We start from the raw sequence: 11959 nt of genomic DNA on the forward strand, positions 1-11959 counted from the left end.
ACCCAATCCCTTGACCAAACCATGATCTGAAAAACATACTCGAAGGTGGCTCAATTCTCGGTGAAAAAACCGGCTCAGTTCCGCGTGAAAACCAACACTATCGGACTATGATTTTTGTCGGCTTGCTCTCAAGCGTCGTGGGTTGTCAGTCGAACAGTGCGACGAACTGCGCGGGGTTTCGCAAGAATGATCTCACGCCTGCCGGATTGATAGCACTGACCAAAGCGGATCGGGCAGGGGCCGAGCGCGTTGAAGGCAATGATGAAAACGGAAAGAAGCGGGGTTGCTGGAAGTGATGGAGGATAAGATGCCAGACACTGAGAACGATCTCCGCGCCCGTGTCGTCGGGTTGGAACATTCTGCACAATCAACCAGTCAGCGCCTGACCACCTTGGAGGCATGGCAAAGACAGCGTGAGATCGACAGCGCACGCAACGATGAAAAATGGGTGGCTATGGAAGCGCGTATTGATACGCGGTTCACCGGGCTTGAGAGCGCCAACAAAAGCATCCAATCAACACTGTCACGAATCAACTGGTTGATAATCGGAGGACTGGTGGCAGCGTTTATGGCCTTTGTCGTCGGTGGTGGTTTGAAGGCAATTTAAACCTATGGCACGCTGCCTGCTGCACTGCGCTTTTGATCGCCTATGAACTGCGGTAAGCCGGGGCCAATTACAGACCGGAAAGTGAACAAACTCTGTAAACTAACTGTAAACTACGGGCTTCCGGTCAAATGCTACTGCAGCTAACTATTTGATTTTGTTGGTGAGCGCGCAGGGATTCGAACCCTGGACCTACTGATTAAAAGTCAGTTGCTCTACCGGCTGAGCTACGCGCTCCCTTAAGGAACAAATCGTCCCTGGAAGTGTGGCGGAACATACGGGCGGCTTTCGGATTGGTCAACACCATAAAATCAAGTTTCTCCAACATAATTTCAAAAAAATTGCCTTACTCGCTATAAATTTTGTCGTCACAGGTCTTCCCGATGAAACCGTGGAACCAAATCTGCTCATTTGGCATGGAATTCAGCCATTAAACGTCATGCAATGCAGATTCGTTATGCCAGAAGGAGAGAGCTGTAACCTCATTAAGAATCAAATCAATGAAAAAGGACTTCGTCACAATGACGACCGCCATATATGGCTTCAATAGAAGCTGCGATTGAGGCCACCAGAGCAAATGCCACCAGCAGGAAGGCCGTCAGAATGCCAGGGATCGGATTTAAGACTGATAAGAGGTTTGATTGCCGATTGGCTGTGCAGGAAGAAGCGCAGCGCCAAGGCTGTATGAACAAGGCACCGGCTAAAAATGCCGGTGCCTTTCATTTTAACTCGCGGGGCGAGGCGGCAGGCCTGCATGCGCGCGCATTTTTTCGTAAAGAGCGGCAGCAATCGGCTCGTAATTTTCATCGAAGTGATGCCCACCTGAAAGCTTCATCAGGTCGGCCCCTTTGAGCTCCGGTGCTGTGCAAGCCGTATCGTCTTCCTCTTCACCATAAACGCAGACCACGCGATCCAGCGGAATTGTCGTGATAGCTGGAACGACGTCCTTGTCACCATCCATGCCGAGCCAGCCTTCAATCGAAACCTGGAATGTGGTGGTTGTTTCGACGCCAAGAAGTCCGACCATTTTGGTGCGGTCCTGAATCGCTGGATCCAGATATTTCCAGGCAAACGGGAATGTATCTGCGCCAAATGAATAGCCAAGAACGGCGACGGGCAGCTTATTGGATGGATCAGCTTTTTTGATCATTGCGGTTGTATCACGCGCTATTTCTTCCGGCGTGCGTTCTGACCAGAAATAGCGCAGTGAATCGACACCGATCACATGAACGCCATTGGCTTGAAGCCATTCACCAATTGATTTGTCGAGATCGCGCCAACCGCCATCCCCCGAGTAAAACACGGCAACTATATCAGCCTTGCCGCCTTTGGCTGGTAAATCGACAATGGGGAGTGCTTCATTCTTCGCGTCCATATCAGCCATTGCCACGACATTGTTCACGGCCATGTTCATACGAGCGGGGAAGTCTGCGCCGCTTTGCAGTACGGCTACGCTCTTTTGTCTTGCTTCGACAGGGTTGTTGACGGGAGAGCCGTTGGGTCCAATTACCAATGTGGGTGTAGGAATTTTGGCATCATATTCATAGGTGAATCCGCCGCCCGGTGCATTCACCGCTTCTGCTTCTTCTGTGCATGAGGGCAGGCGGGTTTTTGCAGGTGTCGGGTCGAGAGCGACTGCACCGGCAATGGTTGCATCGGGCGAATCCGATGCTGCGGCATATGCAATTGTCGCGCCCTGACCAATGCCGGTCACGACGGGATGAAAATAGACATCAAGATCGAGTCCGCGCAGGGCCTCCTTGGCAATCGCTTCAAAGTCCGAGTCGAGATAATTGCACTCACCATCTTCTTTATCGAGTGCAGCGCGCCACGGACCCAGTTCGACAGGCAACACGATCATGTTGCGTGCCAGCATTGCATCCATATAAGCGCGTTCATTCTCACCAATTCCGTTTTCGTCACTCAGCAGAATGGCAAGGCCAACCGGATCGCCTTTGGGCATGTAAACCGGGATATTGGAAAGCCGTTCAGCACTGGCATGGATTACCGGTTCGTCGGCATTGAAAAACTGCGCCCACTGACGCGCAATTTTGCCCGGATGCAGCGCAGCATAGACACCTGCACCGCCGAGCAAAACCAGCCCAAAGACAGTTAAAAGAATGCGTCGCTTCTTCATTTACGGATAAACTCCAGTGGGCTGCCATTGATTAGTGTTGTTGCATCGATGAGTGTGCGGGGTGTTTCAAGACCGCCGGGACAAACCATATAGTGCGGTGTCCAGACGGGGTCGAATTTTTCCTTGAAGGCTTTGAGGCCATCAAAGTGGTAGAGGTCGGCACCGCGCCGATAGATGAATGATCCGAAGCGGTTCCAGCGCGAGGCCAATCTGCTGCGGTTCAGACCTGATAGCGGCGCAGCCCCGAGATTGAACCATTTATAGCCCTGTTCTTTGCTATACATGAGCAGTTTGGCAAAAAGAGCGTCCATAAGCAGTTTATGCACATTGGGCATGTAGCGCATGAGATCGACTGTGATCTCGTATTTGTCGGCACCGCGCCAGATATTGGCGAAGGCAACGATCTCTCCGTCTTTTTTAAGCACAGCCACATCGAACCGCGTCATGTAGTCGTCGTCGAAATAGCCAAGCGAAAAGCCTTTTTCGCTGCCTGATTTATGGTCAAGCCATGCATCGCTGATTTCACGCAGACGCGGAATAAGCGGTGGAACCTCTTTCACGTCTATAACTTCAAATGTCAGCCCATCCTTGTCGACTTTTCGATCGGCATAACGGAATGGCTGACGGCGCGGACCTTCGAGCGAAAAATCGCTGAGGTCAACGCGGGCGACTTCTCCAAGCTTCAGCGCCACCAATCCCATGTCGAGAAACAATGGCAGACTGGTTGGTCCAACGCCGTAAAATACGGTGCGCAGCGCCATCTTGTCTGCCAGGCTATGGAAAGACCACGCGAGTTCCTTTGCAGCCTGTTTGTCGCCAATCGGCTCGCCCAGCGCAATCAGACTGCCACCCGATTGCGCATACATGATGAATGCGTTGTTATCGGGCGCAAGCAGAAATTGCTTGTCACCAAGAAGCGCAAGGGCTGCATCTGTATGCGGACATTGCGCAACAAGTTCAAACACCGCAGGGGGGATTGAGTAATCACGCTTGCGTTTGCGCTGGCTGTGCCGGTTGATGATCGAGTTCAGACCGACTGCCGCCACAACAGCAAACACCAGAACGGTGGCGCGCAAAAAGCGTGGTGCATTATCGTTCCAAGCAAAATCCCACCAGAGATTATTGGAATATTCCACGTGGCGATAAACGAAGAAGCCAAGCCAAGTGGAGACGATGACAGTTGTGCCGACAGAGGCAATCCAGCTCCAGCTCAGTTCAAATGGTCCGGAAATCGGGCGGCGATAAAAGGAATCGCGAAAGCCCCATAAAGCAAGAGCAAAAACGCACAGAATGCTTGCTTCTTCCCAATCCAAACCTTTCGCAATCGAAAACACTGCACCAAACAGCAAAAGCACGATTGCAGCAATCCATGCGCGCTCCAGTCGTCTGAACAGGCCACGCGCTACGATCAACAGCGCAACGCCGACAAGGCTTGCGGCAAGATGCGATGTTTCGACAAAAAACTCTGGAACAACACTGGAGAGTATTTTTACACGATAGCGCAAGTCGGGCGTTGCACCCGATACGAGCAGAATAATACCGCCGAGGAAGATGATACTGGCAGAGAGACCGGGAATGAGTGGCTCGACAAGGCGCTTTGCAAATTTGGCCTGACGCCCCAACATCTGCCTGCGGCGCATCCCCTCCCAGATGAGAAGGCCAATTGTGGATACGACAAGCGGCATGACTGTGTAGATCACACGATAGGCAAGCAGACCGGCAATGGCTTGTGGATTGTCACCAATGCCAAGGCCAGCAATGATGGTTGCTTCAAATGCACCAAGTCCGCCCGGCGCATGGCTCGCAATGCCTAGAACGATAGCAATCACATAGACGAGCGCGAAGACCGCAAAGCTCGGAACCGCATCCTGTGGCATCAGCACATAGAGGGTTGCAGCTGCAGCGCCTACATCGACAAGGCCTGCAAAAATTTGGGTCACTGCACCTTTCGAGTTGGGCAGTCGCAGGCTGAGCGAGCCTAAGCGAAGCGTTCTTTGGCCATGTGAGAGCCAGTAGATCAGCCAGCCAATGCCGCCAAGAATGATAATGCCAGCGACAACATCAATGCGTGCATCAATCGTCGAAATCCACGGCACATCCTGCGGATCAATCAGCAGAGCCGCGCCCACCATGATGATAAGTGCAAACCAGATTGCAAACCACGAGGTGCCGACGATCTTGCCGATATCGGCAAGGCTGATCCCTTCCGCAGCATAGATGCGATAGCGCAGTGCACCGCCCGTCAGCAGCGAAAAGCCGATGGCGTTGGAGATTGCATAGCCTGCCGCACCTGCAACCGCTGCGATACGACGCGGTATTTGGTTAGGCGCGATTGTGTCGACCGCCACCACGTCATAAAGCGCTACCGCAGCGTAGCTCAGCATAGTGAACAGAACTGCGAGGCCGATGACACTCCATGGGAGATCATGGAATGCGACCAGCGTATCCTTGCGCGAGGTATTCTGAAGCAGGCTTTCCAGAACATAAATTGCCAGCAGCGCGATCGCAATGCCCGCAACTGGAAACAGAAAATGCTGGTAGCGTTTCAGCCATCCAGAAGACTTGCTTTGTTCTTTGGTGGCTGAAGAAGGTTCTTCGTTGTCAATTAAGCTCATCGGAGCGTCGTCCAGTTGGAGCAATCTAATTTTGCGCAAATGATCCTGATTTAGGGCGAACTTGTGTTCGAATGAGATTCTGCATTGAAAATAATCAAAGTAATGTCGAAGTTGGGTTATAAGGCCATCAAAGGGTATTTCACTCGGGTCGGATTATGCCTTAATTGGCAGTGGCCGCAAGCGCTTTGGATAAAACGGGGAAGTTTCCCCGAGTTTGTTCAAAAACAAATGAATAGAGCTGTTTATCTGTTTCAGATAAGAAAAACTCTATGTAAAAAATGAGGTTTCAGTGCTTAGTGTTTCTTATTTGACGGCTGCCGGTGCGGGTGCGCTGTCGTTTCTTTCGCCCTGTGTCCTGCCGCTTGTGCCGCCTTATCTGTGCTATATGGCGGGTGTGAGTGTTGAGGATTTTCGTGCAGAAAAAGAATCACGCATTGCTGCGGCTCCTTCGCATCGTCGTTCTCTTGCTTTTGCGGCTATCTGCTTTGTACTCGGTTTTACCACTGTTTTTGTGGCCCTTGGGGCTGGTGCATCGTCCATCGGCGCATTTCTGCGCATGTGGCAGCAGGAAATCGCTATGGCGGCGGGCGTCGTCATCATTCTGATGGGCCTCAACTTCCTGGGGGTGCTGCGCTTTTCATTCCTATCGCGTGAGGCGCGTTTTCAGGCGCGTAATGCGCCAGCTTCGCCATTGGGCGCTTATGTCATGGGGCTGGCTTTTGCCTTTGGTTGGACGCCATGTATTGGCCCGGTTCTGGGGCCTATCCTCACATTGGCAGGCGGCAGCAGCACGGTGATTGACGGCGCTGCCCTTCTGGCAGTGTATTCGCTGGGTCTGGGAATTCCGTTTCTGATTGCGGCTCTTTTTTCGGGCGCATTCATGCGGTTTTTGTCACACTTCCGGGTTCATCTGGGCAAAGTTGAAAAAGCGATGGGCGCGTTGCTCGTGATTGCTGGTGTGCTTTTCCTGACCGGCGGAATGCAGTCTTTCTCGTTCTGGCTGCTCGAAACTTTCCCGGCACTGGGGCGCTTGGGCTGAAATTGTAAGTTTCCATATACGCTTTAATGCTATTGAGCAGATGAGCCTTTAATCTTTCTGGACGATATTATGACAGACCGTACATGCCTTTCCATCGTGCTTGCCGCTGGCGAAGGCACGCGTATGAAATCGAGTTTGCCAAAAGTTCTGCATCAGGTAGCAGGCCTGCCGCTGGTCTCGCATGTGGTTAAGGCCGTGCAGGGCACTGGTAAAAGCGACGTGGCTCTGGTCGTCGGGCGCGGTGCAGATGAAGTGCGCGGCGCTGTCGAAAAAATTGCCGATGCGGTTTCTGCCTTTGAGCAGACAGAGCGTTTGGGTACGGCCCATGCGGTTCTGGCCGCGCGCGCAGCAATCGAGCGCGGTTATGATGATCTGCTGATCGTCTTTGGCGATACGCCGCTGATCGAAGCGCATTCGTTGCAGGCTGCGCGCAACAAGCTTTCAGAGGGTGCTGACGTTGTCGTTATCGGTTTTCGTCCCGCAAACCCGCATGGCTATGGTCGCCTGATCGAAGAAGGTGGTAAGCTCACTGCGATTATCGAAGAGAAAGAAGCCACCGACGCCCAGAAGAAAATCGGCTTCTGCAATGGTGGTTTGATGGCCGTTCGTGGTCAACACGCTCTTGCTCTGCTTGATGCTGTTGATAACAAGAACGCCAAGGGCGAATATTATTTGACCGATATTGTTGGCCTCGCGCATGGCAACGGCCTGAATGTCGTGGCGATTGAAGTGCCTGTCGATAATGTGATTGGCATCAACAATCGTGCCGAACTCGCTGAAGCTGAAAGCATCTGGCAGAACCGCAAGCGTCAGGAAATGATGCTGGCCGGTGTGACGTTGATTGCGCCTGAAACTGTTTTCTTCTCACATGATACGCTGGTCGAAGCCGACGTTGTGATTGAGCCAAACGTCTTCTTCGGGCAGGGCGTGCATGTGGCATCGGGTGCACTGATTCACGCTTTCTCACATATTGAAGGTGCGAAGATTGGCGTAAATGCCGAGATCGGACCCTTTGCGCGTTTGCGTCCGGGTGCAAATCTTGGCGAAAAATCCAAAGTGGGTAATTTTTGTGAAGTGAAGAACGCCCAGGTCGGCAAGGGCGCGAAGATCAATCATCTGACCTATATTGGTGATGCTATTGTGGGCGCGTCGAGCAATATCGGTGCGGGCACAATCACCTGCAATTACGATGGCTATAACAAGTATAAGACGGTGATCGGCGAACATGCCTTCGTTGGCTCCAACAGCTCGCTTGTTGCGCCAGTATCGATCGGTGATAATGCCTATATCGCATCTGGTAGCACAATTACGGAGGATGTGCCTGCGGATGCTCTGGCTTTCGGTCGTGCGCGGCAAGAAACCAAAGAAGGTCGGGGAAAGATATTGCGCGAGAAATACGCTGCCATCAAAGCGGCTAAAACATCGTCGAAATAAACGGCCAACAGATGAATAGAACGACAGCCCTTTGGGTTGTCGTTTTACATTAGAATCTTTAAATCACAACTCAATGCGTGAATCTCGGATCTGGAGCACCCTATGTGTGGAATTATCGGCATTATCGGCAATGACGAAGTCGCACCGCGTCTGGTTGATGCGCTGAAGCGGCTTGAATATCGCGGTTATGATTCTGCCGGTATTGCCACGCTTTTGAATGGCAAGCTTGATCGCCGTCGTGCGGAAGGCAAACTGGTTAATCTGGAAAAACGTCTGGCGGGTGAACCACTTCCGGGCGTCATCGGCATTGGCCATACGCGTTGGGCCACACATGGCAAGCCCGTTGAACGCAATGCGCATCCACATATCACGCCGCGCTTGGCTGTTGTTCATAACGGCATTATCGAAAACTTTGCCGAATTGCGTGCTATGCTCGAAGCGGAAGGTTTTAGGTTCGAGACAGAAACCGACACTGAAGCCGTCGCGCATCTCGTGACGCGCGAGTTGAACAAGGGAAAATCGCCTGTTGAGGCCGTGCGCGACAGCCTGCCACTGTTACAAGGCGCTTTTGCACTCGCCTTCTTGTTTGAAGGCAATGAAGAAACGTTGATCGGCGCGCGTCAGGGGCCGCCACTGGCCGTGGGCTATGGCGAAGGCGAAATGTTCCTCGGTTCTGACGCTATCGCTTTGTCGCCATTCACCGACACAATTGCCTATCTTGAAGATGGTGACTGGGCAGTGCTGACCCGTAAGGGCGTGACCATCTATGATGAAAACAATGTTGAGGTTGAACGCACGATTTTGAAGTCACAGGCCGGTAATATGTTGGTCTCGAAGGGCAATCATCGCCACTTCATGCAGAAAGAGATGTTCGAGCAGCCGGAAGTGATTTCGCATACGCTCGCAAACTATCTCGATTTCACCACCGGTAAGGTGCGTCGGGAAGCGATTGCTGTTGATTTTGCCAAGATTGACCGGCTGACAATCTCTGCCTGTGGCACCGCTTTTTATGCGGCTTCGGTGGGCAAATACTGGTTCGAGCAGATCGCACGTCTGCCGGTCGATAGCGATATCGCTTCGGAATTTCGTTATCGCGAAATGCCGCTTTCAAAGGATTCGCTCGCGATGTTCGTTTCGCAGTCTGGTGAAACGGCGGATACGCTCGCGTCGCTGCGTTATTGCAAATCGCAGGGTTTGAAAATCGCCTCTGTGGTCAATGTGACCGGATCGACCATTGCGCGTGAATCGGATGCCGTGTTCCCGACGCTGGCCGGTCCTGAAATCGGTGTGGCCTCGACCAAGGCTTTCACCTGCCAGCTTTCGACCATGGCGTCACTTGCGATTGCTGCTGCAAAAGCGCGCGGTGCGATTGATGACAAGCGTGAACAGGAACTGGTGCGTCAGCTTTCGGAAGCACCGCGCTTTATCAATCAGGTTCTCAAGCTTGAAGACCAGATTGCTACCGTCTGTCACGAGTTGGCAAAGGTCAGCCATGTGCTTTATCTCGGTCGTGGAACATCGTTCCCGTTGGCCATGGAAGGCGCGCTGAAGCTCAAGGAAATTTCCTACATTCACGCCGAAGGCTATGCGGCTGGTGAACTCAAGCACGGCCCGATTGCGCTTATTGATGAGACCATGCCGGTTATCGTCATTGCGCCGTCGGATCGTCTTTATGAGAAGACCGTTTCCAACATGCAGGAAGTGGCAGCCCGCGGCGGCCGTATTATTCTGATCACCGACAAGAAAGGTGCTGCGGCAGCAAGCCTTGATACGATGGCGACCATTGTTCTGCCGGATGTGCCTGAGTTTATCACGCCGTTGGTTTATGCTCTGCCGATCCAGATGCTCGCTTATCATACTGCTATTTTGATGGGTACGGACGTCGATCAGCCGCGCAATCTCGCAAAGTCGGTGACGGTAGAATAAAATTAAAACAATCTCTTATCTGAAAAAATTGACAGATAGATAGAAATGACCGCAGCGATGCGGCCATTTCGTTTTTATCCCGCGCGAAGCAGGCGGATCGCCTCATCGCGTCCGAAAAGATAAAGCAGCACGCGCAGCGCTTTTCCGCGCTCGCTTTCAAGGTCGGGATCGCTTGCCAGAATATAGCGCGCGTCTTTGCGAGCGATTTCCAGCAAGTCGCCATGTGCTTCAATCGAAGCAAGGCGGAAGCCCGGCGTACCTGATTGACGGGTGCCGAGCAACTCGCCTTCGCCACGCAGTTTCAGGTCTTCTTCGGCAATGCGGAAACCGTCTTCCGTTTCGCGCATCACCTTGAGACGGGCCTGTCCGATTTCACCAAGTGGGCCTTTATAAAGCAGAAGGCAGGTGGATGGCTTGTCGCCACGGCCAACGCGTCCGCGTAGCTGGTGCAATTGGGATAGCCCGAAGCGCTCGGCGTGTTCGATGACGATGATCGTTGCATCCGGCACGTCGACGCCAACCTCAATGACGGTGGTTGCGACCAGCAACCGCGTTTCGCCCTGCTTGAAAGCGCGCATCGCTTCGTCTTTTTCAGCACCAGTCATGCGGCCATGGATGAGGCCGATCTTGTTGCCAAAAACTGACTTGAGCGATTCAAAGCGTTCTTCGGCGGAAGTCAGTTCGACGAGTTCGGACTCCTCCACAAGCGGACATATCCAGTAGATCTTCTGCCCTTCGTGAACGGCCTTCCGAATGCGCTCGACAAGTTCGCCCATGCGTTCCATGGGCAGAATGGCAGTGGTAATCGGCTGGCGTCCGGCTGGCTTTTCGGTGAGCTTGGATACATCCATATCACCAAAGGCGGTCAGCACAAGTGTGCGTGGAATAGGCGTTGCCGTCATCACAAGCATATCGGGTGCGCTGCCTTTTGCCGTCAGCATCAGACGCTGATGTACGCCGAAACGATGCTGCTCGTCGATGATGACGAAGACGAGATCGTGATATTCGACCTTTTCCTGAAAAAGCGCGTGCGTGCCGATGATAATATCGACTTCGCCGCTTTTCAGGCCCTCAAGCACAGCATTGCGTTCTTTGCCTTTTTCGCGACCTGTAAGAAGGGCGGCTTTCAGGCCAACCTTTTCCGCCAGAGGTGCAATGGTGGCAAAATGCTGTCGAGCCAGCACTTCTGTTGGCGCCATCAGGGCAGACTGACCGCCAGATTCCGCGGCATGTGCCATCGATAAAAGGCCAACGACCGTCTTGCCAGAACCAACATCGCCTTGCAGCAGGCGAAGCATACGCTCAGGCGATTTAAGATCGGTGATGATCTCGCGAACCGCCTGATCCTGACTTTTGGTCAGTTTATAGGGGAGGTGGCGCATGATTTCCGCAACGATGCGGCCATTGCCTTCCAGTGGGCGCCCTGAAAGGCGACGTGTCTTGGCGCGCACAAGCGCGAGTGCCAATTGTCCTGCCAAAAACTCGTCATAAGCCAGCCTGCGCCGTGTGATACTTTCGAGCGCAATATCACTCGGATCTTCCGGCAGATGCATTGTGTTCAATGCCTCTTTGAAAGAGGCGAAACGCTCACGCGCAATCAGCGGCCCGTCAATCCATTCGGGTAGTACCGGCACGCGGGTCAGTGCTTCTTTTACCGCGCGGCCAAGCGTTTTCGATGAAAGGCCAGCCGTCAGCGGATAGACGGGTTCAACCATCGGAAGACTGGCCGCATCTTCAAGGCTTGCGATATAATCCGGATGCACCATCGAGGCACGCCCATTGAACCATTCGACCTTGCCGGAAACGATGACGATTTCGCCTTCGGGCAACATCTTTTCCAGCCATGGCAATTGCGCATGAAAGAAGGTGAGGATGATTTCGCCAGTGTCATCATGTGCAGTCACACGATGCGGAACATTGCCGCGTCCACGCGGGGCTGGCTGATGCTGATCAACCATCACCTCAAGCGTCACAATGGCGCCTTCCTGCGCAAAGGCTACTCCGGGGCGGTTGCGTCGGTCGATCACACTATGTGGTGGCAGGAAGAGAAGCTGGCCAACTTTTGGCTCAGCTCCGGGCACGTCTGTGCCCAAAAGTTTGCCAAGCAAAGCTGCCACTTTCGGGCCAATGCCGGAAAGCGAGCGGACGGAAGCGAAAAACGGATCAAGCACAGACGGACGCATGGCTGGAAGCATTAACTGCTT

7 protein-coding genes and 1 tRNA gene are annotated in these 11959 nt (G+C 53.1%); 4 read left to right on the forward strand and 4 right to left on the reverse strand.

All coding sequences use genetic code 11. The annotated features are described in order from the left end of the window. The first annotated feature begins 307 nt into the window (after positions 1 to 307). On the forward strand, positions 308 to 607 hold the full coding sequence (locus tag VBH83_RS15290; protein WP_396998491.1) for a hypothetical protein: 300 nt from the start codon (positions 308 to 310) through the stop codon (positions 605 to 607). Between the two features lie 158 nt (positions 608 to 765). Here VBH83_RS15290 and VBH83_RS15295 read toward each other — a convergent pair. The 3 genes from VBH83_RS15295 to mprF all read right to left on the reverse strand — a co-directional run bounded on the left by VBH83_RS15295 (position 766) and on the right by mprF (position 5356). Further along, a tRNA-Lys gene (locus tag VBH83_RS15295) sits at positions 766 to 841 on the reverse strand. 487 nt (positions 842 to 1328) lie between these two features. Continuing rightward, positions 1329 to 2741: a virulence factor family protein gene (locus VBH83_RS15300; RefSeq protein WP_265983928.1), complete on the reverse strand. Its 1413-nt coding sequence runs from the start codon at positions 2739 to 2741 to the stop codon at positions 1329 to 1331. Then, positions 2738 to 5356 carry a bifunctional lysylphosphatidylglycerol flippase/synthetase MprF gene (gene mprF, locus VBH83_RS15305; RefSeq protein WP_265983929.1) on the reverse strand — a complete coding sequence of 873 codons (2619 nt, stop codon included), beginning with the start codon at positions 5354 to 5356 and terminating at the stop codon, positions 2738 to 2740. Before mprF ends, VBH83_RS15300 begins: the two co-directional genes overlap by 4 nt. 289 nt (positions 5357 to 5645) lie before the next feature. Between mprF and VBH83_RS15310 the strand changes: the two genes are divergently transcribed. From VBH83_RS15310 to glmS, 3 genes are all read left to right on the forward strand, one after another. Further along, complete coding sequence (locus VBH83_RS15310; RefSeq protein ID WP_265983930.1) at positions 5646 to 6395, forward strand: cytochrome c biogenesis CcdA family protein; 750 nt, start codon at positions 5646 to 5648, stop codon at positions 6393 to 6395. 69 nt (positions 6396 to 6464) lie between these two features. Then, the gene (glmU, locus tag VBH83_RS15315) at positions 6465 to 7829 is read left to right on the forward strand and encodes a bifunctional UDP-N-acetylglucosamine diphosphorylase/glucosamine-1-phosphate N-acetyltransferase GlmU (RefSeq protein ID WP_265983931.1); all 1365 of its coding nucleotides are present in this window, start codon (positions 6465 to 6467) and stop codon (positions 7827 to 7829) included. A 102-nt stretch (positions 7830 to 7931) separates the two neighbouring features. Beyond that, positions 7932 to 9755 carry a glutamine--fructose-6-phosphate transaminase (isomerizing) gene (gene glmS / locus VBH83_RS15320; RefSeq protein ID WP_265983932.1) on the forward strand — a complete coding sequence of 608 codons (1824 nt, stop codon included), beginning with the start codon at positions 7932 to 7934 and terminating at the stop codon, positions 9753 to 9755. A 74-nt stretch (positions 9756 to 9829) separates the two neighbouring features. Here glmS and recG read toward each other — a convergent pair whose 3' ends face one another. Continuing rightward, positions 9830 to 11950 carry an ATP-dependent DNA helicase RecG gene (gene recG, locus VBH83_RS15325; RefSeq protein ID WP_396998495.1) on the reverse strand — a complete coding sequence of 707 codons (2121 nt, stop codon included), beginning with the start codon at positions 11948 to 11950 and terminating at the stop codon, positions 9830 to 9832. Positions 11951 to 11959 lie beyond the last annotated feature (9 nt).

This window comes from Ochrobactrum sp. S1502_03 (genome assembly GCF_044435015.1).
Classification (GTDB): domain Bacteria; phylum Pseudomonadota; class Alphaproteobacteria; order Rhizobiales; family Rhizobiaceae; genus Brucella; species Brucella chromiisoli.

Excerpts from the sequence above, each read along its gene's own strand:
- glmS (WP_265983932.1), top strand. The coding sequence starts at position 7,932 with ATGTGTGGAATTATCGGCATTATCGGCAATGACGAAGTCGCACCGCGT.
- mprF (WP_265983929.1), bottom strand. The coding sequence starts at position 5,356 with ATGAGCTTAATTGACAACGAAGAACCTTCTTCAGCCACCAAAGAACAA.
- VBH83_RS15290 (WP_396998491.1), top strand. The coding sequence starts at position 308 with ATGCCAGACACTGAGAACGATCTCCGCGCCCGTGTCGTCGGGTTGGAA.
- recG (WP_396998495.1), bottom strand. The coding sequence starts at position 11,950 with ATGCTTCCAGCCATGCGTCCGTCTGTGCTTGATCCGTTTTTCGCTTCC.
- VBH83_RS15300 (WP_265983928.1), bottom strand. The coding sequence starts at position 2,741 with ATGAAGAAGCGACGCATTCTTTTAACTGTCTTTGGGCTGGTTTTGCTC.
- glmU (WP_265983931.1), top strand. The coding sequence starts at position 6,465 with ATGACAGACCGTACATGCCTTTCCATCGTGCTTGCCGCTGGCGAAGGC.